18 protein-coding genes are annotated in these 23739 nt (G+C 69.7%); 13 read left to right on the top strand and 5 right to left on the bottom strand.

Features of this window, described 5'->3' with window-relative positions; all coding sequences use genetic code 11:
- The first annotated feature begins 189 nt into the window (after positions 1-189).
- Positions 190-1641 carry a basic secretory protein-like protein gene (locus UA74_RS25010; RefSeq protein WP_075742430.1) on the top strand — a complete coding sequence of 484 codons (1452 nt, stop codon included), beginning with the start codon at positions 190-192 and terminating at the stop codon, positions 1639-1641.
- 194 nt (positions 1642-1835) lie between these two features.
- Complete coding sequence (locus UA74_RS25005; protein ID WP_075765594.1) at positions 1836-2972, top strand: glycosyltransferase family 4 protein; 1137 nt, start codon at positions 1836-1838, stop codon at positions 2970-2972.
- A 303-nt stretch (positions 2973-3275) separates the two neighbouring features.
- Here UA74_RS25005 and UA74_RS25000 read toward each other — a convergent pair whose 3' ends face one another.
- A complete protein-coding gene (locus UA74_RS25000; protein ID WP_075765592.1) occupies positions 3276-5087 on the bottom strand; it encodes an AMP-dependent synthetase/ligase in 1812 nt (603 codons plus the stop codon).
- 106 nt (positions 5088-5193) lie between these two features.
- Between UA74_RS25000 and UA74_RS24995 the strand changes: the two genes are divergently transcribed.
- The 6 genes from UA74_RS24995 to UA74_RS24970 all read left to right on the top strand — a co-directional run bounded on the left by UA74_RS24995 (position 5194) and on the right by UA74_RS24970 (position 10383).
- Positions 5194-5592 (top strand): hypothetical protein, encoded by a 399-nt coding sequence (locus UA74_RS24995; RefSeq protein ID WP_075742427.1) that lies wholly within the window; start codon positions 5194-5196, stop codon positions 5590-5592.
- An 86-nt stretch (positions 5593-5678) separates the two neighbouring features.
- Complete coding sequence (locus UA74_RS24990) at positions 5679-6464, top strand: metallophosphoesterase family protein (RefSeq protein ID WP_075744206.1); 786 nt, start codon at positions 5679-5681, stop codon at positions 6462-6464.
- Between the two features lie 150 nt (positions 6465-6614).
- Positions 6615-7079, top strand: a complete 465-nt coding sequence (locus tag UA74_RS24985) for an SRPBCC family protein (RefSeq protein ID WP_075742426.1) — start codon at positions 6615-6617, stop codon at positions 7077-7079.
- An 8-nt stretch (positions 7080-7087) separates the two neighbouring features.
- Complete coding sequence (locus tag UA74_RS24980; protein WP_075765590.1) at positions 7088-8287, top strand: ArsA family ATPase; 1200 nt, start codon at positions 7088-7090, stop codon at positions 8285-8287.
- Positions 8288-8293: 6 nt separating this feature from the next.
- Entirely contained in the window at positions 8294-9439 is a 1146-nt protein-coding gene (locus tag UA74_RS24975) for a hypothetical protein (RefSeq protein ID WP_075765588.1), read from the top strand.
- Between the two features lie 8 nt (positions 9440-9447).
- Positions 9448-10383 (top strand): ROK family protein, encoded by a 936-nt coding sequence (locus UA74_RS24970; protein ID WP_075766335.1) that lies wholly within the window; start codon positions 9448-9450, stop codon positions 10381-10383.
- A 208-nt stretch (positions 10384-10591) separates the two neighbouring features.
- Here the strand turns inward: UA74_RS24970 and UA74_RS24965 are convergent, their stop codons facing one another.
- The gene (locus UA74_RS24965; protein WP_075742423.1) at positions 10592-11086 is read right to left on the bottom strand and encodes a hypothetical protein; all 495 of its coding nucleotides are present in this window, start codon (positions 11084-11086) and stop codon (positions 10592-10594) included.
- Positions 11083-11853: an alpha/beta hydrolase gene (locus tag UA74_RS24960; protein WP_075744205.1), complete on the bottom strand. Its 771-nt coding sequence runs from the start codon at positions 11851-11853 to the stop codon at positions 11083-11085. Before UA74_RS24960 ends, UA74_RS24965 begins: the two co-directional genes overlap by 4 nt.
- Before the next feature lie 223 nt (positions 11854-12076).
- Between UA74_RS24960 and UA74_RS24955 the strand changes: the two genes are divergently transcribed.
- The 4 genes from UA74_RS24955 (at position 12077) to UA74_RS24940 (ending at position 15676) form a co-directional block, all read left to right on the top strand.
- The gene (locus UA74_RS24955; protein ID WP_075742422.1) at positions 12077-12820 is read left to right on the top strand and encodes a lysophospholipid acyltransferase family protein; all 744 of its coding nucleotides are present in this window, start codon (positions 12077-12079) and stop codon (positions 12818-12820) included.
- 446 nt (positions 12821-13266) lie between these two features.
- Positions 13267-13791, top strand: a complete 525-nt coding sequence (locus tag UA74_RS24950; RefSeq protein WP_075742421.1) for a polyadenylate-specific 3'-exoribonuclease AS — start codon at positions 13267-13269, stop codon at positions 13789-13791.
- A 229-nt stretch (positions 13792-14020) separates the two neighbouring features.
- Positions 14021-15046, top strand: a complete 1026-nt coding sequence (locus UA74_RS24945) for a 6-phosphofructokinase (protein ID WP_075742420.1) — start codon at positions 14021-14023, stop codon at positions 15044-15046.
- A 180-nt stretch (positions 15047-15226) separates the two neighbouring features.
- Positions 15227-15676 carry a very short patch repair endonuclease gene (locus tag UA74_RS24940; RefSeq protein WP_318533266.1) on the top strand — a complete coding sequence of 150 codons (450 nt, stop codon included), beginning with the start codon at positions 15227-15229 and terminating at the stop codon, positions 15674-15676.
- Between the two features lie 330 nt (positions 15677-16006).
- On the opposite strand, the gene UA74_RS24935 is transcribed toward UA74_RS24940, so the two are convergent.
- A complete protein-coding gene (locus UA74_RS24935) occupies positions 16007-17353 on the bottom strand; it encodes a DNA cytosine methyltransferase (protein ID WP_083683605.1) in 1347 nt (448 codons plus the stop codon).
- 146 nt (positions 17354-17499) lie between these two features.
- Between UA74_RS24935 and UA74_RS32420 the strand changes: the two genes are divergently transcribed.
- On the top strand, positions 17500-18246 hold the full coding sequence (locus UA74_RS32420; RefSeq protein ID WP_157434436.1) for a GIY-YIG nuclease family protein: 747 nt from the start codon (positions 17500-17502) through the stop codon (positions 18244-18246).
- A 343-nt stretch (positions 18247-18589) separates the two neighbouring features.
- On the opposite strand, the gene UA74_RS24925 is transcribed toward UA74_RS32420, so the two are convergent.
- On the bottom strand, positions 18590-23230 hold the full coding sequence (locus tag UA74_RS24925; RefSeq protein WP_083683603.1) for an RHS repeat-associated core domain-containing protein: 4641 nt from the start codon (positions 23228-23230) through the stop codon (positions 18590-18592).
- Positions 23231-23739 lie beyond the last annotated feature (509 nt).

Raw genomic sequence — 23739 nt, 5'->3', positions numbered from 1 at the left:
CGTTCTGTCGTGTGGGGACGGCGTCCCGCCTTCGTGCCTGCTGCGCCTGCCGCCTGCGCCTGCCGTCGCCCGCCGCCCGCCCGCCATCGCCCGTCGTCGACCCGGCGGGCCCGCGTCGCGTCAGGTGACCCTCGCCGCAACAGGCGCGGCGATCCGAGGCAGGCTCTAAGATCCTGAATCGTGTCGGGGATGTCGCGGTCCCGCAGTTGGGCGGCAGCCGCGATCACCGCTGTGCTGGTGACGGCGCTGGCCCTCATTACGCTGCCTAGGGCCGATCGGCTCGACGACCACCGGCTCGACGGCCGTGCGGAAGCGGCGAGCGTGACGGCCTCGCCCCCGCCGCTGCCCTTCCGATCGCGTTCGATGACGGGCGAGCCGTCCGGCTCCGCCGCCGACGCGGCGAATCTGACGGCGGACGACGAAGCCGTCGCCCGGCTGCTGGATCGACGGGCCAGAGCGGTGCTGGACCGCGACGAACAGGCGTTCCTGGCCACGGTGGACCCGGCGGCGGACCCCGAGTTCCGGCGGTCCGAACGGGAGATGTTCGCCAATCTGGCCGACGTCCCGTTGGCCGAGTGGAGTTATCGGCTCGTCCGCCCGGCCGCGCTGATGCCGCCGCCGCCCGCCGTCCGTTCCGGGCCGGACGCGGTCGCCGCGCCCGAGGTGGAGCTGCGGTACGCCCTGGCCGGGGTCGACGAGGAGAGCACCGGGAAGCCGATGGCGTTCCTCTTCGTTCGGCGCGGCGCACAGTGGTACGTCAACTCCGACACCGGCCTGGAGTCGCAGGGCCGCCGGACCTGGCGCGGCCCCTGGTCTTACGGCCCGTGCCTGGTGCTTCGGGTCCGCTCCGGTCTGGTGCTCGGCCATCCGGAGAACGCGGCGTTGACGCGCAGGGTGGCCGACGAACTCGACGACGCCGTCCGGTCGGTCAGCGAGGTCTGGGGCACGGACTGGTCCCGCCAGGCCGCCGTGCTGCTGCCTGCCTCCAGCGAGGAGTTCCACGCGCAGGCCGGTCACGTCTTCTCGCTGGAGGACATCGCGGCCCTCGCGGTCGCCGACACCGTCGACACCGCCACCGGCCGGGCCACCGGGCAGCGCGTCGTGGTGAATCCGACGTCGGCGGCCCGGCTGTCCGACACGGCGCTGCGCGTCGTGCTGCGCCACGAGGTCACCCACGTCGCGGCCAGGGGCCAGACCGCCCCCGGAGCGCCGATGTGGCTCCTGGAGGGCTTCGCCGACTACGTCGGCTACCGGGACAGCGGGCTGTCTCCCCGACAGATCGCCCCCGACCTGCACGAGCTGATCTCGGGCTCGCCTGCCGCCGACGTGGAGGGATCGGCGCCGGGGACCGGGCAGCCGCCCCCGACGCCGCCGCTCGCGGTGCCTGCGCTCCCCGCAGACGGCGAGTTCCACGAGGGCGGCAGGCGGCTCGACCTCGCCTATCAGACCTCGTGGTCGTTGCTCGACTTCCTCGCCACCCGCTACGGCGAGACCAGGGTGGTCAACCTGTACCGGCGGCTGGCGATCCAGGGCGAGTGGGCCGAGGACGACGTCGACCGCGTGCTGCGGTCCGAGTTCGGGCTCGGCCGGACGGCGCTGCTCGCCGACTGGCGGAGCATGCTGGCGGACGAGTTCGGCTGAGGCGGACATGGTGTCCGCCGCCGGGCGGGACGTCGAAAGCCGCCGCGCGGCCTCGGCCGTCGTCGAGAGCGGGGTCTGCCAGCGCGGACCGGTCGGCTTCATCGATGCACGGCCAGGGGCGCGGACGCGCTCACCACTCTCGAGATCGCCGCCCCACCGAGGACTACGGGCCGACGCGCATTAGTCTCGGTCCGGTGCGTCGGACCCTCTTGGTGACCAACGACTTCCCGCCGCGTCCCGGCGGCATCCAGGCGTATCTGCACGCCTTCGCGACCAGGCTGCCCGCGCAGGAGCTGACCGTCTACGCGCCCTCCTGGGAGGGGCGGGCCGGTTCGCATGTCGACTTCGACGCGGCCCAGCCCTTCGAGGTGGTGCGGCACCCGACGAGCCTGATGCTGCCGACCGGCGATGTCCTGAGCCGGGCCCGCGACGTCCTGCGCGCCGGGAAGTGCGACACGGTGTGGTTCGGTGCGGCGGCCCCGCTGGCGCTGCTCGGTCCGTGGCTGCGGGAGGCGGGCGCGCGGCGAGTGGTGGCCAGCACGCACGGCCACGAGGTCGGCTGGTCGATGCTGCCCGGTGCGCGGTCGGCGCTGCGGCGGATCGGCGCGTCGTCCGACGTCGTGACCTTCGTCAGTCGGTACACCCGAGGACGGTTCTCCTCGGCCTTCGGCCCCGGTGCGGCGCTGGAGCACCTGCCCTCCGGGGTGGACACGCAGACCTTCCGACCCGATCCTGCGGCCAGAGCCGACATCCGGCGTCGACACGGGCTCGGCGACCGCCCGGTGGTGGTCTGCGTCTCCCGGCTCGTGCCGCGCAAGGGCCAGGACATGCTGATCCGGGCCTTGCCGCAGATCCGTCGGCAGGTGCCCGACGCGGCGCTGTTGATCGTCGGCGGCGGCCCGTACCGCGATCGGCTGCACAAGCTGGCGCTGGACCGAGGGGTGGCGGGCCATGTGATCCTCACCGGCTCGGTGCCGTGGGAGGAGCTGCCCGCGCACTACGCCGCCGGAGACGTCTTCGCGATGCCCTGCCGGACCAGGGGCGGCGGCCTCGACGTCGAGGGACTCGGCATCGTCTTCCTGGAGGCCTCGGCGACCGGGCTGCCGGTGGTGGCAGGCCGGTCGGGCGGCGCACCGGAGACCGTCTTGGACGGCGTCACCGGCTCGGTCGTCGACGGGACGGACGTCGCGGCCGTCGCCGATCAGGTGGGCGGGCTGCTCGCCGATCCGGAGCGGGCTGCGGCGATCGGCAGGGCAGGCCGCGACTGGGTCTCCCGACACTGGCGCTGGACCGACCTCGCCACGCGGCTGGCGCGGCTGCTCGACGGCTGAGCCTCGGCAGGCACCGGATCTCCCGGCGACGCCGATCTCCGGGGTCTGCGCAGGCGCAGGATTCGATCACCGGCGGCACCGCGGCAGGATAATCGTCTGCCGGGGACTTCGACCGTGCGGGGGACACCGATCGCGTTCGGCCCGGCGCCCGTCTCCGCCTGCGGCGCCGCGCCCCGGACTGGACGGACTGCGCTCCGGCCCGATCGAGAAAGAGCCCTTCTTCGTTTCCTGCTGTGCTGTTACGGGGGGCGGACCCCCGCGACGCCCGTCCCCCGCAGATCGAGGCTCGCCCTCGGATCGTGTTCAGGTCTGGTAGATCGACTCGATGTCCACGGCGCGGCTCTGAACGATGACGTTCCTGCGCAGCTTCAAGCTGGGCGTCAGATCGCCGCCTGCCTCGGTGAAGTCCTCGTCGAGCACCCGGAATCGCTTGATCGACTCCGTCGTGGACACGGACTCGTTCGCCGCGTCCACGGCCCGCTGCAGCTCGCGGAGCAGGTCAGGATCGTCGGCACGAGCGGCGGAACTCGCGTTGCCGAGTCCCCGACGGGCCCGCCAGCCTGCCAGCGCCTCGTCGTCCAGCGTGATCAGCGCGCCGATGAACGGGCGTCGGTCGCCGACCAGCATGCAGTGGCTGACCAGCGGATGCTCCCGGACCCGATCCTCCAGCGCGGCGGGTGCGACGTTCTTGCCGCCCGCCGTCACGATGATCTCCTTCTTGCGGCCGGTGATCCGTAGGAAGCCTGCCGAATCAAGTTCGCCGAGGTCGCCGGTGTGGAACCAGCCGTCGGGCATGGCCTGCGCCGTGGCCGCCACGTCGTTCCAGTAGCCGCGGGTGACGATCTCCCCCTTGATCAGCACCTCGCCGTCGTCGGCGATGCGCACCGTCGTGCCCGCCACCGGCCTGCCCACCGTGCCGATTCGCGCGGCGTCCAGGGTGTTCACGCAGGCGGCGGCGGTGGTCTCGGTCAGTCCGTAGCCTTCGAGGACGGGGATGCCCACGCCCCGGAAGAAGTGCGTCAGCCGCTCGCTCAGCGGCGCACCGCCGGAGACGGCCGCCACACAGCGCCCGCCGAGCGCGGCGCGCAGTCGTCGGTACACCAGCCGGTCGAACATCGCGTGTCGCACGCGCAGCCCGATCGAGGGGCCGCTCGCCTCGCGCGCCCTGCTGTAGGCGATCGCGGTCTTCTCGGCCGCGTCGAACACGCTGCCTCGACCACTGTCGTGGGCCTGGGCCCTGGCCTTCGCATGGACCTTCTCGAAGACGCGGGGCACGGTCAGCACGAACGTCGGCCGGAAGGTGCCCAGGTCGCTGACCAGGCTCGCGATCTGGCTGGTGTGGCCGAGCGTGGTCCTGGCGTACACGGCGCAGATCGCGATCGCCCTGGCGAGTACGTGCGCCATCGGCAGGAACATCAACACCGAGTTCCCCGGCTCCAACAGTTTCGGGTAGGCGGTGATGTCGGCGCGGACCTCGGCGAGGAGATTCCGGTGGGTCAGCTCGCAGCCCTTGGCGCGGCCGGTGGTCCCCGAGGTGTAGATCAGCGTCGCGAGGTCGTCGGCGCCGACGGCGCGGCTGCGGGCCCGAACCCGCGCGTTGGGGATCGCACCGCCCAACGCGGTCAGCTCGTCCACCGCCCCCGCCGCGCCGGTCTGTCCGTCGGGCCCCTCGATCTGCCAGACGTGGCGGACCTCGGGCAGCAGGTCGACCACGGCGTCGACGCGGCGCCGGTGATCGGCGTCCTCCACGATCACCGCCTTGGCCTGCGAGTCCGCGAGCAGCCATTCGACCTGGTCGGCGGAGGACGTCTCGTAGATCGGGACGCTGACCGCGCCCGCCGCCCAGATCGCGAAGTCCAGCAGACTCCATTCGTAGCGGGTGCGTGACATCAACGCGATCCGGTCACCCGGCTCTAAACCGGCCGCGATCAGTCCCTTCGCCACCGACATGACCTGCGCGGCGAAGTCGGCCGCCGTCACGTCGATCCAGGTGCCCTCCACCCGGCGGCGGAAGCTGACGGTGCCCGCGAAGCGATCCGCGTTGGCCCACACCATGTCGGTGAGGTTCTCCTCGGCGGAGACCGTGGTGGAGGCGGGGACACTGAACTCACGCACCGGTACCTCCTGGTGAGACTGTCACGGACAGCAACCTAACCAACCACCCGTCGGGGGAACAGGCCCGGTGTCGTCTGACCGCCCGGCACTGGCAGGCTCGTGGGTCATGCACGTGTTGGATCTCGCCGACGACACCTTCCTCGCGGTGCCGCCGCGCGTCGTCTCCGCCGAGGTGGCCGACCCCGCGTTCGCTGCGCGGTACTGGCCGGAGCTGAACCTTCGGGTCTACGCCGACCGAGGCATCAAGGGCCGCTGCTGGACGGTGAGCGGACCAGTGCACGGCACCATGGAGATCTGGCTGGAACCGGTGCTCGACGGGACCGTCCTGCACTACTACCTCCGAGCCGACCCGCTCGGCCCGGACGGCAGGCCGCGTTCGCCCGGCGTGGTCGCGCTCGGCCGACTGGCCCGCCGCTGGCGTGTCGTCGGTCGCCGGGCCGCCCTCGACCTCAAGTGCAGGCTGGAGGCGGGGCGGGTGCCGGGCGGACCGCCCGTGCAGCCCTGACCGACGTCGCCGCCGCGCGCCGATCACGGAGCACCGCAGGCCCGTTGGACTCCGCACCGGCCCCGGCGACCGGTAGGTTCGGCCGAGTGCGGGTTCATGTGGTGTCCGACGTGCACGGCAACGTCGAGGGTCTGGCCAAGGCCGGCGAAGGGGCCGACGCCCTCATCGTCCTCGGCGACCTGCTCGACTTCGTCGACTATCTGGAACCCGGGAACGGAATCTTCGGCGCCCTGTTCGGCGCCGAGCGGGTGGCGCGCTTCGGCGAGCTGCGCCGCTCGCCGACCGGTGAGGCTGGCGCCTACATCCGCTCGCTGTGGGCAGGCCTGGACGACGCGGCGGCCAAGGTCGACGCCGCCGTCCGCGAGCAGTACGCCCGGCTCTTCGCCGCCATGACCGTCCCGACGTTCGCGACGCCGGGAAACGTCGACAATCCCGAACTGTGGTCGGAGTTCGCTGGGCCGAACGTGACGGTGCTCGACGGTCAGACGGTCGAACTCGACGGGATGCGCGTCGGCTTCGTCGGCGGCGCGCTCTTCCCGCCGGGCGTCCGAGCCCGTCCCGGCTCGCCGTGGAAGCCGTACCTGCGGTCGGCGGCGGACTTCGACGCCGCGATCGCCGGGCTGGGCGCGGTCGACCTCCTCTGCACCCACATCCCGCCGTCGGTGCCGGAACTCTGTTACGACGTCGTCGCCCGGCACAGTGAACTCGGCTCGGACGGGATTCGGCGGGCACTGCGGGAGCATCGGCCGCGTTGGTCGGTCTTCGGACACGTCCATCAGCCGCTGGCCCCGCGAATGCGTGTCGACGGCACGGAATGCGTCAACGTCGGTCACTTCCAGCAGACCGGGGTCCCGTACGTGCTCCAGTGGTGAGCCGCCACGAGCATCGTCACCCACTGGGCCCCGACCCCCGGCGCATCGTCGCCAGCGGGGGCCCGGACGCCGGAGCATGGTCACCGACGGGGGCCCTGGACACGGAGCATCGTCACCGGCGGGGACTTACGACACGGTAGCCTGCCTGACATGGCCGACGAGTCCACCCAGTCCCTCGTGATCGATGCACCCGCCAACCGCATCATGGGGGTCATCGCGGATTTCACGGCCTACCCCGAGTGGGCGGGCAATCTCAAGAGCACGGAGGTCCTCGCCGAGGACGACGACGGACGGGCCCGCCAGGTCCGGTTCTCCCTGGACGCGGGCGTCCTCAAGGACAAGTACGCGCTGGCCTATGAATGGGCCGCCGACGGCCTCTCGGTGAGCTGGGTCCTCGTGGAGGGCCAGATGCAGAAGGCGCAGCGCGGCAGCTACCGGCTCGACCCGAAGGGCCCGGACGGCCCGACGACGGTGACCTACACGCTGTCGGTCGACCTGACCATCCCGATGATCGGCCTCTTCAAGCGCAAGGCGGAGAAGGTCGTGATGGACACGGCGCTGAAGGAGCTCAAGCGTCGGGTCGAGGGCGGTTCCTCGCCGGCTCGACCGGAGTAGACGAGAACGTGCGCCTGCTGCTGTTCACCGGCAAGGGCGGGGTCGGCAAGACCACCCTGGCCGCCGCGACCGCCGCCCGGCTGGCTCGGGACGGGGTCAAGACCCTGGTCGTCTCCACCGATCCGGCGCACTCGCTGGGCGACGCGTTCGGCCTCGCCCTCGGCGACGAGCCGGTGGAGGTGGACTCCGGGCTGTTCGCGGGGCACATCGAGACCAGGGGACTCGTCGATCAGGCGTGGCGGACGCTGCGCGATCACCTGCGGACGATGCTCGCCGGGGCGGGCCTCGACGAGCTGGACGCCGAGGAGCTGACCGTGCTTCCCGGCATCGAGGAGCTGCTCGCGCTCACCGAGGTCGCCAGGATCGCGCAGGCGGGCCCCTGGGAGACGGTGATCGTCGACTGCGGCCCCACCGCGGAGACGCTGCGACTGCTGGCCCTGCCGGAGGCACTGGCCGGCTATCTCGAACGACTCTTCCCCGCACATCGCCGCGCGGTGCGCGGACTGCTGGGCACCCTCGCGGGCGGCAGCCTCGACAAGTGGGATGCCCTCGCGAGCGGGCTCGGCGATCTCGCGGGCAGGCTGGAGGGCCTGCGGGCCCTGCTCACCGACCGCGACGTGACCGGCGTCCGGCTGGTCTTGACGCCGGAGCGCGTCGTCGCCGCCGAGACCCGACGCACGGTCACCGTGCTCACCCTCCAGGGCATCGCGGTGGACGCCCTGCTGGTCAACCGGCTGGTACCCGATCCTGGTGCGGATCGCGGCGTGGCAGCCGACTGGCTGCGGACCCGCCGAGCCGAGCAGCAGGCCGTGCTGGACGAGGTGCGGCGGGAGACCGCCGTGCCCGTCTGGACCGCAGGGCATCGGGCCGGGGAGCCGGTGGGCGCCTCGGCGCTGCTGGTCGTCGCCGACGACCTCTACGGCGAGCGCGACCCGCTGCGCAGGGCGCCCGACCGTCCGCTGCTGTCGGTGCGGCGACCCGCCACGCCGGACGGCGAGTACCTGCTGACCATCGCGCTGCCCCTGTCTGCCGAGGATCGTCTCGACCTGGCCAGGGCAGGTGACGAGCTGGTGGTGACCGTGGACGGCCGCAGGCGGCTCGTCGCCCTGCCCTCGGTGCTGCGCCGCTGTGTCGTCTCCGGCGCCAGCGCGGACGACGACGGCGTGACCGTCCGTTTCCAGCCCGACCCGGCACTGTGGATGCGGTGATCGACCGTGACTGAGCCGGGGGGCTCGTCGGGGCGGGCAGGCGACGCTGCTCGCGACCTCGGGACCGAACTGCGTCGAACTCTGGAGCTGCTGCACGATCGCGCCCAGCCGGTGCTGCTCGCCCTGCGCGCCAGGGCGGCGGCGGACGAGCCGAGCGCCGGGACCGATCATCACGGGGCCGATCACCACGGGGCCGATCACCACGGGGGCGCTGCTCACCGTGGGGCGGCGGATCACGGTGGCGCAGTCGATCACGGCGCGCCCGCGCACCACGGAGAACGGAACGCTGCCGAGGCACCTGCGTCGGACCGGGATGCCCGCCGAGCGGCGTCGACGGACGAGGGCCGGGCAGCCGGACACTCCGGGTTCGCCGGGGCGGCGAGCGAGGACTCCGCCCGACCGACGGCCGAGGATGAAGCCGCTGCTCCGGGCACCCCGGCAGGCGACGGCTCGCGGGTCGGGGGCGCGGCGGAGGCTCCGTCGAACAGTTGCGGCTGGTGTCCGTTGTGCGCCGCGATCGGACTGTTCCGGGGCGAGCGCCCCGAACTCGGCCTCCGGCTCGCCGAGCAGGCGATGAGCCTGCTCGACGCCGTGCGCGCGATGGTGCACGAACCGGCCGCCGGTGCCGAGTCGAACGGGCCGACGTCCGCCGAGTCGAACGGGCAGACTTCTGGTGCGTCCGAGCACGCCGGATCGGCGGCGGACCGCGCCGAACCCGATGATGACCACCGGCCCCGGCCTGCCGAGTCCGGTGCCTGCGGCGGTGGGGACGCCGCTGCTCGGGACGGTGGCGATGCCGCCTCCGCCAGCGGTGGTCCTGTCGCTGCCCGCAGCGGCGCCGACGACAGCGCTCCGCACGACGACCCGGCCGTCGTGGATCGAGTCGCCGCTGCCTTTGCGGCTTTCGGCCGGTCCACCGCCGCCGCCGGAGCGGACCCGACCTCGACGGCACAGCCGAGTTCGTCGAGAGTTCGCCCCATCAGGGTCGACCGGCAGGCCCCCGCCGACCGAGACGATCCTGATCAGCCGCAGTCGACCCGCCGAGAACGGACCGTCCAGTCGACGGCGGCCTCGGCGCGGCCGGGGCAGGTGCCGGCTGAGGAGTCGGAGCGCGTGCAGCGCATCGGCGTCGAGCGGACGCACCGTTGCTGACGATCGGCATGGACGTCGGCGGCACGAGCGTCCGAGCCGGAGTGGTCGACGAGCACGGCACGGTGCTGCGCATCGAGCGCACCGGGACGCCTGCCGAGGAGAAGCGGCTCGACGACGCCGTGGTGGACACCGTCCACCGGCTGATGCGTGATCACGAGGTGGCCTCGGTCGGACTCGCCGTCGCGGGTTTCGTCAGCGACGATCGTGCCTCGGTGCGGTTCGCACCCCACCTCGCCTGGCGGCGGGCGCCGGTCGCCGAGCGGATCTCGCGACGGACCGGCCTGCCGGTCGTGTTGGAACACGATGTCAATGCGGCGGCGCTGGGCGAGCATCGCTTCGGCGCGGCGCGCGGGGTGGGCGTCGCGGTGCTCGTGGCGATCGGCACGGGCATCGGCGCCGCCCTGTTGATCGACGGGCAGCTGTTTCGCGGATCGTTCGGCGTCGCGCCGGAACTCGGCCATCTCATCGTCGTGCCGGAAGGGCGGCCCTGTCCGTGCGGGAAGTCGGGCTGCTGGGAGCGCTACACGAGCGGCACGGCGTTGGCGACCAGGGCCCGCGAACTGCTGGCTGAACGGGCCGACGTCGTCTCGACCCTGACCGAGATCGCCGACGATCCCGCCCGGCTCACCGGGCAGCGGGTGGCCGAGGCGGCGCGGGACGGCGACGAGATCGCGCTGGCGGCGATGGCCGAGTTCGCCCACTGGCTGGGCAGCGGCCTGGCGCTGGTCTCCGACGTCTACGACCCGGAGGTCATCGTGTTGGGCGGCGGGGTGTCGGCCTCGGCCGAACTGTTCCTCGACCGGGCCAGGGCCCGGCACGCCGAGGCGATGACCGGCGCGGGATTCCGCCCTGCCGCGCGGATTCAGCTCGGGGAACTGGGTGATCTCGCGGGCATCGTCGGCGCCGCCGAGCTGGCCAGGGACCACGTCGAGCAGACGGGCTAGCGGCGGCCTCGAAAGACACCGACGGCCGATGCCCACGAGGCCGGGCTCTCGGCGGCTGGGGCTCCACTGCGGCGCCTGTCGCTCGGGTCGGCCCGCGTCGAAGCCGTCCGCGTTGAGATCCCCTGCCTCGGGACGCTCGGCGCGGAGAGTCCGATCTGAAGCCCTTTCGGCGGCACTCCCGGCGGGGACCCCTGGTCCGTCCCGCCGACTAGATCTGTGCCCCGTCGTGCCAACCGGAGTCCGGCGGCGGCCCCTGCCGCATGCGATACACCAGCCAGCCCACTCCGCCGCTGATGATCAGCAGGCCGAGGGGCAGGCCGACCTGTCTGGTGAGGCCGATCACGCCGGGGACGACGAGCAGGATCAGACCCACCGCGAACATCACCAGCGCACCGATGGTGCTTCGTCGCAGCCGAGGCAGCGGCGGCGGCTCCGGCGGCTCGAAGTGGCCCTCGTCCGGGACCGGCTCGACCGGCGGCGGGGTGGGCTCGGGCGCGGGTTCCGGCTCGACGTGCTTCTCGCGGGCGGGACGCTCCTCGCGCTCGGCTCGGCGAGCGCGCTGGCCGCCGCGCTCCGCATCGGCCTGCTCGTCCTGCGGCCAGCTCGGCACCGCATCCGACTCGCGCTTCAGGCCCGCCACGATCTCGGCGAACGCGGCGTCGATGTCCTCGGGCCCGTCTGCGCTGCCCATGCCGCGTGTCATGACCGGCTCCCGGCTCGTTCGTCGGCCACTCGTCTCACGAACTCGACACTGCGCGCGAAGATCTGCGGGGCGTCATGATCGAGCGTCGCGACGTGGGAGCTGTCGGGCAGCGGCATCTGCACGAGGTCCGCGCTGCGAACGCCGTCGGCGATGATCTGCGAGTTCACCGGCTCCACGACCGGGTCGGCTGGCGAGGTGCACAGCACCATGGGCGCAGTGACCACCGGCAGGTCGGCTCGGACCAGCCGCCACAGCTGCGCCAGACTCGCCATCGCCCGGAGCGGGAGGCGGTCGTAGGCGATCTCCGCCACATCCGGCTTGGCGATGCCCCCGGCGATGCCGGGTAGCGAAGGCCACACCCTGGACAGCACCGGCAGCGCGGCGATCCCCTTGCGCAAGGACATCACCGACGGGTTGACCAACATCACCCCGGCGACCTGGGCGCCGCGTTGCTGGGCGAGTCGCAACGCGAGCGTCCCGCCCATCGACTGGCCGAAGACGAAGACCGAGTCGCAGCGGGAGCGCAGCTCGTCGAACGCATCGGCATCACAGTCGTACCAGTCCTGCCAGCGAGTTCGGTTCAGCTCACGCCAGTGTGTTCCATGGCCCGGGAGCAGCGGCGATCGCACGCTGAACCCGGCCTCGGCGAGATGTCGCGCCCAGGGCCGCATGCTCTGCGGCGACCCTGTGAAGCCATGGCAGAGCAGGACACCGATCTCACCGGAGGCGTCGTGACTGAACGGCTCGGCACCGGCCATCACGGGCACCGTCGCCTCCCTCGCATCCGTGATCGACACCGCAGAGAAGCGGCAGCGCCATCGTGCCACGCTCACCGGACCTGCGGGAGGAAAGCCCGCCTGACGGACGGTCGAGTCTCGCCGCTATCACAGACGCTCACGTTGTGCGACCGGTGGTGTGGTCCGTACTCTTGGTCGGCGATGCCCGCAGGCTGGTCCGCCGAGCGGTGGTCGTTAGGGAGGCGCGCGGTCAGTGGTCTACTGGTTGATGAAGCACATCTTCTTGGGACCCCTAATGCGGTTGTTCTTTCGGCCTCGGATCGAGGGTGCCGAAAACATTCCGCAGCAAGGCGGGGCGATCCTCGCGGGTAACCACGTGGCGGTGGCCGATTCCTTCTTCATGCCGTTGAAGATCCCTCGGCGGGTGACCTTCCTCGCCAAGCGGGAGTACTTCACCGGCAAGGGGATCAAGGGACGGCTGAAGAAGCTGTTCTTCACCTCGATCGGGCAGGTGCCCATCGATCGCTCCGGCGGCTCGGCGGCGCAGGCGACGATGAACACGGCCGTGCGACTGCTCAAGGAGGGCAGGCTGCTCGGCATCTACCCCGAGGGCACCCGCTCCCCGGACGGCAGGCTGTACAAGGGCAAGACGGGTGTGGCGCGCATGGCGCTGGAGTCGGAGGTCCCGGTGATCCCCGTGGTGGTCTTCGGCACGGACAAGGCCAACCCGATCGGCTCCAAGATGTGGCGGCCCTACCCGATCAGGATCGTCGTCGGGAAGCCGCTGGACTTCTCCCGCTACGAGGGTCTGGCCGGTGACCGGTTCGTCGAGCGATCGATCACCGACGAGATCATGTACGCCCTGATGGAGCTGTCCGGCCAGGAGTACGTCGACGTCTACGCCACCAAGGCCAAGGCCGAGCTCTCCGGCGAGGTCGACGCCGCGACGAAGACCCGGCAGACGGGCGATCGGCTTCCGGAGTCCAAGGCGGGCTGACCGGCAGCCCAGGTCTCGGCGACCCGACCGCCCCGAACGCGAACCGCGTCCCTGGCGGAGTGCCGCCCGGAGCCATCCCGCAACCCACCGGTCGCCTGCCCCGTGCGAGGTGGCCGTGATCCGATGCCGCGCGTGACGCCGCGCCTCGGCGGGGTCGATCGGCTGCGGGCGGGCACCACCGGGCGGGACGCCGCACTTCCGCGCTGACCGGCCCGCGCTGGCCACGGAAGGGGCCTCCCGCATCCACTCGGACGGCGAGGCCCTTCGGCATGCGGGACGGGATGGGGACGAGGCCTCACTCCGGGCCCACACCGTCTGCACGGCCCGAGGAGCCGTTCGTGGACCTCGTCCACCGCCGGGCGCGATCTTGCTCTTCTCCGCGCGAATCACGGCGGCACGGCAGGCGCGCGCCTCGCCCGGACGACGCCGACCCTTAGGGTGGTTCGGTGCGTTACTTCTACGACTGCGAGTTCATCGAGGACGGCACGACGATCGAGCTGGTCTCGATCGGGGCAGTCGACGAGCAGGGCCGCGAGTTCTATGCGGTGTCCACCGAGTTCGACCCGGACAGGGCAGGCCAGTGGGTGCGGCGCAACGTACTGCCCAAGCTTCCCCCGCCTGCGGACCGGGCCTGGCAGAGCCGCGATGCGATCCGCCGGAACCTGCTGGAGTACCTGCGCGAGCCGGGGGAGGACATCGAGTTGTGGGCGTGGTTCGCCGCCTACGACCACGTCGCACTCGCCCAGCTCTGGGGTGCCATGCCCGCGCTGCCGCGCCCCGTGCCCCGGTTCACCCGCGAACTGCGACAGCGCTGGGAGGACGTCGGTAGACCCACCCTGCCGCCCGCCCCGTTGGACGCGCACGACGCGCTGGCCGACGCCCGCCACAATCTGGCCCGCTGGCGCGTCATCCAGCGACACTGGGAGGAGCGCAACGCCGCGGCGGGCTCTTCGGCATCGCCGTCCCACTAGATCGACGGCCGACGAATCCGGCCTGGCCGCAGGCGTCGATCATGTCGATGCGGGGTCGGATGGTCCACCCCCATTGCTGCACCGATCCAGTTCGTGGCAGGCTCACGGCGCCCCTGTTCTTCACTGCGGACGCTCGGGCGTGGCGCTGCCGGTAGGTCGGAGAACGGTCGGGCACGGCGAGGCCGGTCGGTCCGACCGGCGAGGCTGACACAGGAGGCGAGACGAGAAGATGCGCATCGGTGTGCTCACCGGCGGCGGCGACTGTCCGGGTCTGAACGCGGTCATCCGTGCGGTGGTCCGCAAGGGCGTCGAGGTCTACGGGCACGAATTCGTCGGGTTCCGCAACGGTTGGAGAGGCCCGATCGAGGGACTGACCAAGCCGCTCGGGCTCGACCAGGTGGAGGACATCCTCACCAGGGGCGGGACCATCCTGGGCTCCTCCAGGACCAACCCGTACAAGGTCGAGGGCGGTGTCGACGCCATCCGCGCGACGTTGGCCGACCAGGGTGTCGACGCGCTGGTCGCGATCGGCGGCGAGGACACCCTCGGCGTGGCGAAGCGGCTGACCGACGACGGCATCGGCGTCGTCGGCGTCCCGAAGACGATCGACAACGACCTCAACGCCACCGACTACACCTTCGGCTTCGACACGGCGGTCCACATCGCCACCGAGGCCATCGACCGACTGCGGACCACGGCGGAGTCCCACCACCGCGCGCTGGTCGTGGAGGTCATGGGCCGTCACGCGGGCTGGATCGCGCTGCACTCCGGCCTGGCCGGTGGCGCGAACGTGATCCTGACCCCGGAGCGCGAGTTCGACATCGACCAGGTCGTCGGCTGGGTCGAGCGGCGCTTCGAGCGGGAGTACGCCCCGATCATCGTCGTCGCCGAGGGCGCGGTGCCCAAGGGCGGCGAGGCCGTGCTCAGCCACGGCGAGAAGGACGCGTTCGGCCACGTCCGCCTCGGCGGCGTCGGCAACTGGCTGGCGGAGGAGATCGCCACCAGGACCGGCAAGGAGTCGCGGGCGGTCGTCCTCGGCCACGTCCAGCGCGGCGGCACCCCGACGGCCTACGACCGGGTGCTGGCCACCCGCTTCGGCCTGCACGCCATCGACGCGGTGCACGACTCCGACTTCGGCGTGATGGTCGCCCTGCGCGGCACCGACATCGTCCGGGTCAAGCTGGCCGAGGCCACCGCCGAACTCAAGACCGTCCCGGCCTCGCGGTACGCCGAGGCCGAGGTCTTCTTCGGCTGATCCACCCCACTTGGCGCGTCCGGCGACGTGGGCTCACCCCCGCCCGCCGAGACGCGCCGAGACGGTGGGATCGGGGGCCCATTGGCTCGCAATCGGCCTGCAGAACGCGGTCGTCGGTTGAGCCCGTTCACACTGGAGGCTGTACGAGGACCGTCGGCCGCCACAACTAGGCTCGGTCGTATGAGAGCCGACGTTACGACTAAGGGGATGGCGGACGTCGACCCGGTCGTGAGTGCTCGTATGAAGCAGGTACGCAGCCGCGACACGACTCCAGAACTACGGTTACGCACCGAGCTGCATCGACGAGGGCTGCGTTATAGGGTCGACCGCAGGCCGGTGCCAGCACTCCGCCGGCGGGCGGACATCGTCTTCGGGCCTGCTCGGCTCTCGGTGATGGTGGACGGTTGTTTCTGGCATGGGTGCCCTGATCATCACCGGCCCTCGCGACGGAACTCTCAGTTCTGGTCGGACAAGATCGCTGCGAATCAGCGCCGAGATCGGGAGACGGACGTATTGCTGACGGAGGCGGGATGGCTGGTGATCCGAATATGGGAGCACGAGAACCCAATTGCCGCCGCCGATCGGGTTGAGGCGGCAGTCACGTCTCGGCGCGGGATTCGTTGCCAGTGAAGCCATTCCAGACGAGCAGACTTTTTCTCATCACGATGTGCCAGGCTGCTGCGAGGTTCTCCTGCCGAGTCTCACCATCGACTCGGCCGACGTATCGACAGTGAGTTCGTCCTTCGGTGTAAAAGCGTAGGTAGGCATAGACACGTCTCCCACTCTGTTTCAGTTCGATTGACCCACGTGTCGTCCGCCCATCAGGCAGCTTGATCACCCGCACGTGCCTGCCACGTGCGGCGAGATCCTGTTCCAATGCCCGTTCGACCGGGGACTGGTCGGGAGCCGGTCGCCAGGCGTCCTCTGACTGCGGGGCGCCGCGCCAGCCCGAGTCACCGCTCACGAGACGGCCGCGCGCATCGCAGTCATGGGGTACAGCGCTTCGGCCACAGCACGGGCGAATACCTCCCCAAGTCGTACAGGAACGGCATTGCCCAACTGTCGCATTTGTTCAGTTCGAGGCCCAGATAGAAGCCATTGATCCGGAAAGGTCATTGCCCGAGCCACTTCGCGGACGGTCATGTACCGGTGGGTTCCATCGTCCTTGAGTAGCACATTCTCCCCACCGGGAACGCCATGCACTCCTGCTTTCACGGTCTTCGCGGGACGGTCTAGAAGATTTGGCGTGTGGCCCTTATATATCCGTGCCCCGGGCCAGCCGATGTGGTGGAAGAAGTGCGGGTGGCTTTCTCCGGGGGCAATCTCCGGCAGCGGGTGTGGCTGAATACCCTCCAGTGTCCCCGCCAGGTCTTCCGGTGCGTAGCTCAATGCGTCACGAAGAGTTCGCCATGGCAGCCGGGTCCTTGCTTCCTCCAAGTCCAGACTGCTCGGCCGGCGGAACCTCTCCAGATGATGGGTGCTTGGCGAAGTACCGTGCCTGTCCCAATATCCTCCAGATTCCGGGTCCTGATCTTCCCACAAGCTCGCTTCTGAATGGGTCGATATAGGCGTCTTCCAGTCGACCGCCAGGTCATTGCGAAATGCGACGATAATGATTCGGTTTCGAACCTGTGGGACGCCGTAGTCTGCGGCGTTGACTGTGATTGGGTAGACCGAATAGCGCTCCGACGGGTCGCTGGGATCGTGTTTTAGTATGTCAAGCAGTCTGCCGTTGTGGTCTGACCATTCTTCTGAGTCATCTCGTTCTTCGAATGGGGCGCGAAGCTCATTCAAGATGTACTTGAAATAGTCATTGAAGCTTGGGCGAAGTAGTCCTCGGACATTCTCGCAGACAATCGCCTTCGGTCTTGTCTCGCGAACAACTCGAAACAGCTCAGGGAACATGTTTCGAGCGTCTTCGTCGCCTTTGTGGACCCCGCCGAGGCTGAAGGGTTGGCACGGTGGCCCTCCCGCTACGACGTCCACCTTCCCCTCCAAATTCTTGAAGACGCTCTTCTCAAACCGTCCCCCGTCGACGAGTTCGCGGATGTCTCCTTCGATCAGCGGCCATGAGTCGTTGATCGATCGGTCTTGGTTGAGCCCCGTCGACCAGTCGATGGCTCCGTTCTCCCGGAGGGTCTCGCATGCGCGCTTCGCGGACTCGTTGCAGAGGAGGTGTCGGAAGCCGGCGTTGTGCATGGCCTGCGCGAGTCCCCCACCGCCAGTGAATAGCTCAATGCTGGTGCCGATTTCCGTCGGCGTAGGGCGTGACCTGCCCTGTTGGCGGGAAGCTGCCATCCTGGTCATGGCCGAACCCTACCGCGGGGACTGCTCAGCGGAAGGCGGCGGTGGCTAGAACACCAGTTCGAGTTGCGTGGTTCACGCGGTGGTGTGATGCGGGTCATGGGCGGTAGGCTCCCGGTGGACCAGGGGTGATGGAGAGGACGTTGGGGATGGCGAACAGTGCCGAGTTTCGTCTCAGCATTATGAAAGCTTTGGGGGACCAACTGCTGGAGTCGATCGAGCAGCTAGAGCCAGCTCCGTTGACGTCTGAACACGTAGACGCTCTAGATCCTCGCGCAGGTGTATATCAGCTGCGTCATCATGGCGAGGTCGTTTATGTGGGCAAGGCCAATTCTCTTCCCTCGCGGTTGGAGAAGCATCGGCGCAAATTGTCGGGAAGAAGAGGTATCTTCCTGGACGATGTGTCGTTCACTTGTCTTTATGTCGAGTCCGATCTTCCCGTGGTGACTCCGGAAACCATGCTTATTAATCGAAACCGCGAGGCGGGTCGAGCATCCTGGAATAGCGGAGGATTTGGATCCAATGACCCTGGGAAAGAGCGGGACACGACTCGACTGAACGTCGAAAGCTTTGATGCGAAGTACCCGGTGCGTTTAGACTGGCCTTGTGGTGAGCTTTCTGGTGGTCTGGCATTGGCTGACCTGCTGGTCGAGTTGAAGGCGCATCTTCCTTACGTGTTTCGATATGAGAGCGCTCGGATTAAATCTACTGACGTGCTAGGTGGCCCCTATGGGGAGATTGTGTCTATTCGCTCCGATGCATCGGCTGAGGATGTGTTCGAGGCGATAATTGACGTCCTCCCTCCTGGTTGGCAGCTCACGGTCCTTCACGGGTACGTGATTCTGTATCAGAAGATTCAGGGGGTCCCGGATGCTCAGCGAATCCTGCGTTCGTGACCGTCGAAGTGGCTTCCGATTCCACGTCGGGCGAGGTCTGATAAATTCTGCAGGTCGGGTCCGCGAAGATCGGTCTACGGTCGTCGACGGAGCGATTCAGCTCATATCCTGTATATGGATCTGCTTGGGGGAGAGTGTATTCGTTCGTCTAGACTAAACCCGGTCCGTAGGTGTCTGATCGGCACTCTTGATTAAGGCAAGTTTTCCGCCCTAGTCCGGAGAGATGCGCACCCCAGCCAGGCGGAGGCGCGAGATTCCGAGGGCTGGCCGTCCTGAAAAACCCTCGGAATCTCGTTCACCGCCATACGGCATACCCGGCACCTATCTCTGCCCTAGCGCGTCCCTAACCCGCCGTCACGGTCGGGCTCCCCCCGTCGGAGACCTGTGTCCGCACCGGGACGTAGTCGATGGTCCTCGAGTTCTGGTGCTGCAGGATCTGTTCGCCCAGCAGATTGCGGCCGTCGGTGAGCGATGAGTTCTTCATGGCGTGCGCGACATCGGTCAGGTAGCCCGATCCGCCCTGCATCAGATTCGGTGCGGCACCGGTGTTGCGGTCCTTGAACACTGCAGGGATCGGGTCGCCCGCCGTGTAGTCCTGGTTCTTGACGGCGTCGATCTCGGACGAACTCGACATTCGCTGCCACGCGGGTTTCGCGGCCTGGCTCTCGGTCAGGAACCTGTGCGCGTCCTCACCAGTGATGTCCTTGTGGAAGAAGGCCTGTTCCCTGGTGTTCAGCGCCGAGGTCCCTCCCTTGGCCTCGATCACGTGCAGCGTCCTGCCGTCCCAGTGGGCTACGTCGGTGACACCCGAACCCCCCTTGTCGAACCGAACCGCGTGCGACCAGGCCTGTCCCGGGTTGGTGGGCAGATCGTGCGGGGTGGCGGCGGTGGCCGTGTGCAGACCATCGATCTTCTGCCCCGTGCGCTCTCGAAGGTAGGTCAGAGCGCCTTGTTCTCCCATCGCCTCGGATGCGCGCTTCTTGTCGCTGCTGTTCAGATAGTCCTTCGCGGCCTGGTCCAGATCCGGGGCGGAGATCGCGTGGTCGGGGTGGTTGAACCTGCTCTTGCTCACCCCCCTCGATCCGCTGCTGGTCACCAGCTGCGGGGCGATCCCGGCGCCAGGGGTCGCCGGTGTCGGAGAGCGGCTCGTGGTGGGCGAGGAGCAGGTCAGGCCGAGCGGGTCTGCGGCGACGAGCGGGTTGGGCACGTAGGCGACCGGGTTCACCGAGGGCGCCAGCCCTAGCGGGTCCTGGCTGATGTACCGCGCCGTCACCGGGTCGTAGTAGCGGAAGACGTTGTAGTTCAAACCGCTCTCGGGGTCGTGGTACTGCCCGGGAAACCGCAGCGGGGTGTGGGCGGGGAAGCGAGGGGCGTTTGCCAGGGGCGCACCCCACAGCGTGTGGTGGGCGCGCCAGGCGGTGGCGCCCCCGGTGTCGCGCAGTTCGACCGGCGTGCCCACCCGATCGGTGTGGATCGTGAAGAAGCGCCGTACTCCCGCCTGCGCCGAGGTCTCCACCTGCGCCAGCGGACGATCGTCCGTCGGGCCGTGCGCCCAGGTCGTGGTGCGGCTGCCTGTGCTGTCCGTGCGGATCTCCTCGATGAGCACCGGGCCGTCCCAGACGAACTCGACCAGCTCGGCCACTGCCCCCGAGGAGTCCAGGCGCTGTTTGGCGATCCGGCGGCCGAGCGGGTCGTAGTGATACCGCCAGCGGGTGCCGTCGGGAGTGGCCACCCCGAGCAGGCGATCTTGCGGCCCCCAGACGTAGTGCCATTCCCGCATGCCGGCCGGGAGACGCTGGATTCGGTGCACCAGCCTGCCCAGTGCGTCGTGCCGGTAACCGGTGGCCCCGGCCTGTACCAGTGTGGTGCCCGCGTATCGGTGCAGCCCGGCCAGCGGGGAGGTGGTGAGGTTGCCCAGCGCGTCGTACCGGTAGCGCTCCACGTCGTCGGGCGAGGTGACCTCGGTGATTCGACCGTTGGCGTCGAGCTGGTGGCCGGTGCCCGGCCGGACCGTTCCGGCGGCGAGCACCCGGAAGTTCACGGGGTGCCCGTCGACGTCCAACGCCACCGGCTCGCCGTCCTCGGCGTACCGCGTTCGACACTGGATTCCGGATGGTGTGCGACGGCGGACGACCCGGGCGGTCTCGTCGTAGTCGAAGGCGACCGTGCGGCCGTTGACGGTCTGCGAGGTGACTCGGCCACGCTCGTCTCGGGTGATGGTGAGTTCGGTGCCGGGGGCGGTCGCGAACACGAGTTCGCCCACCGGGTCGTAGCCGAAGGTGGTGATGCCTGCGGCGGTGTGCTGTTCGACCACGTTGCCGAGCACGTCATACCGGTACTCCACCGCCTCGCCGGTGGCGACGACGGTCCTGACCAGCCTGCCTGCCGGGTCGTAGTCGAATCGCGAGGGCCTGCCGTCGAAGTCGACCGACTCGATGAGCCTGCCGACCGGGTCGTAGGCGTAGTGCCAGGTCTGCCCGAGTGCGTTGGTGACCGCGATCAGTCGTGACTCGGTGTCGTGCACGTACTCGGTACGCGCGCCGGTGGGGTCGATCTCGGCGACCAGCAGTCCGAACGGGCCGTAGCTCCTGCGTCGAGTGTGTCCCGCCGAGTCGCGGTACTCGACCTCGTTGCCCTCCGGGTCGTAACGCCACTGTTCGCGGCCTGCAGAGGCAGCTCGCCAACCCAGCCTGCCCTCGACGGTCCACCCTGCCTGTGCCAGCGTGCCCGCAGGGTCCGGCACCATCGTCGGGCGCCCGAACATGTCGCGCGGCACCGGGGCTGCGCCGCCCGCCCCGGCACCGCCGCCCACCGCGGCAGGGCCTGGCGTGCCTGCCGGCAGCCCGATCGCGGTGGACACGCCGAGCGGAGTGAGGAAGGGGTCCGGCCGGTCGGCTCCCGCATAGCTGCGCCGCCAGACCCTGCCGTCCTGAACCACTTCGATGTCCAGTTCGGCGCCGCACCGGACCGCCACTCGGCTGCCGTCCGGCCGGACGACCACGCTCGGGGAGCCGTCGGAACGGTATTCGAAGCGGGTGGTGTGGCCCAATGGATCGGTGCGAGCGAGCAGCCGGTGCCGCGAGTCCCAGGTGGACACCGTGGTGTGGCCGAGCGGATCGGTCTGCCGGACCGTCTGGTATCGCTCGTTGAGCTGGTAGACGGTGACCGCGCCGAGCGAGTCGGTGAACGCGGTGGTGCGGCGGTCGGCGTCATAAGAGAACGCGCTGCTCAGCCTGCCGTCCGGGCCGACGGTGCGCACACAGCGCCCCTCGATGTCGTACTCGTAGCGATACCGGGTGCCGGTGCGGTCCCGCCAGCCGGTGAGCCTGCCCGCATCGTCATAGTCGAACCGGGTGGCCAGCCCGGAGGAGTTGATCAGCTCGGCCAGCCTGCCCCGGTCGTCGTAGCCGTAGCGCAGGACGAGCACGTCGGCAGGCTCGGCGGTGTTCTCACGGCCGAGCACGTGCAGCTCGGTGACGCGGTCGTGGGTGATGTGCAGGGTGACCCGGTAGCCTGCGGAGTGGGTGAGCACCAGGGCTTGGGCGCGGCGTTCGACGTCGATCCGGCTGCCTGAGGAGCCGGTGACGGCATCCAGCTCGACCACTCCCGGAGCACCAGGGGAGCGGGTGCCGAACCACAGCGTCCTGCCTGCCATCTCGACGGTGTAACTGCCGTCCTGCCGCCGGGACAGCGGGTGGCGTGGACCTGCCACTGGATCGCTCGGGGCGTCCCCTCGCGGGTGTGGGTAGACGAGGATCATGCCGTCCTCACTCAGGAAGCAGACGCCTTCGTCGTCGACCTCCAGCCGCTGGTCGACGGTGGCCGCCCAGTTCGAGCCGAACCGGCGGCCCGCCCGGTAACCGGAGACGTGCGTGCGCATGAGCAGCAGCGGAAACGGGTCTGGCAGCTCCAGGTCGAGTTCGGTGAGCAGGACCTCGCCGGTGCCGACGTCGACCGGGTCGGTCACACAGTTGCGGTTGTCGGCGTCCGTGCCGGTCGCGAACGGGTTCTGCGGGCGGTTGCCCTCGGTCTGAAGCGCCGGTGCGCCCGGGCGCCCGGTCGTCGACGGCAGGGCGTCGCCGGCGAGACCACGAGTGCCGTCGCCCGCGCCGTCGCTCCTGGCCGCCGAACTGCCCGCAGACGGCTCGGCTTTCACCGGATGAGACCTCTCGCCCGAGTCTCGGCTGCTGCTGGTGCCGATCTCTGGTGCATGCCCGCTGCTCCGGGCGTCATGGTTCTCACCGGTCCTGATGCGCTTGAGGTCCTTGCCTGCGCAGGCGAAGTCGTCGCCGAGCTTCCTGAGCAGCGGTGCGAGCCTGCACATCGAGGCGACGAGTTTCGTGGTGAGCTGGGCGATGGTCGCGGCGGTCTGGGCGACTTTGGCGACGACTTTGGGGACGACCCAGATCAGTCCGATGCCGAGGGTGAACAGGACTTGGAGTGCCCAGGAGACGAGGGAGCCGACGACGTCGGCGATGATGTCGCGGACGGCATCGCGGACGGCGGAGACGACCTCGCCTGCTTTCTGGATGCCGTCGGCGGCGCCGCCTGCGGCTGCTCCGGCGGCGAGGATCAGGTTGGCGGTGTCGGCGGCCCGAGTCCGGTAGGCGTCGGCGGCCGCACCCGTCCAGGTGGAGACGTCGGTCTTGATGAGGTTCCCGAGTTCGGTGGCGACGGAGTTGACCTCGCCCGCGACGTTGGACCAGGTGTCGGCGTGGGAGCGGATCTCGTCGGGGTTCCCGGCCAGCGCGTCCAGGGCGTCGGACAGCGGACCGACGTGTTCGATGAGCCAGCCGACGCCGTTGGAGATGATCGCGGCGAAGGGGTCGAGTGCGGACATGACGAGGTCGGCGGTGCCGAGTCCTGCCTCGAGCCAGTCGCCGTTCTGAATGGCGGTGTTGGTGGAGTTGACCGACTCCACCAGGGACAGGCCGGACGTCGACGTCGTCGAGTCCACCACGTCGGCCACGAGCGGATTGCTCATCGTGGCTGCTCCATGGCCCGCACCTGCGCGAGCGTGCCGAGACGGCGACGGGTGACCTCGTCGTCGGCAGCCCTCGCGTGACTCTGCACCGGGTTGAACTCGGATGACGTCAAGGCCGGGACCTCCGGAGAGCGCGAGACGAGGCGGGCCGGCACGGCATCGCAGTGACAGCCAGTAGCAAGATGCTACTCTCTGGAGTAATCGACGAGAAGCGCGCACTCTCAGTTGGTCAAAGGTGGCACTCCGTCATGTCGGGTCGTCGACGATCCACAGATCGACGTCCTGCTCCGACCACGGGGTTGCGCGGACGTAGCGCCGACGAGGTTCGGCCGCCGGTGCCGCAGCTGTGCGCAGCCTGGCTGCCTGCATCGACCCGACATGTCTTCGTGACCGAGCGCTGTCGATCGGCGGGCGCCACCGGCTCGGCCGGTTCGGCTAGGCGGATCGTTCACCCGAGGCGCCGACGCGGTCCTGTGCCGGTCCGCCTGCCCCGCCCGCTGCTCCCCGCT

Origin of the sequence: Actinoalloteichus fjordicus (assembly GCF_001941625.1) — a bacterium.
GTDB classification, from domain to species: domain Bacteria; phylum Actinomycetota; class Actinomycetes; order Mycobacteriales; family Pseudonocardiaceae; genus Actinoalloteichus_A; species Actinoalloteichus_A fjordicus.
This window is presented reverse-complemented; position numbering and strand designations above follow the sequence as displayed.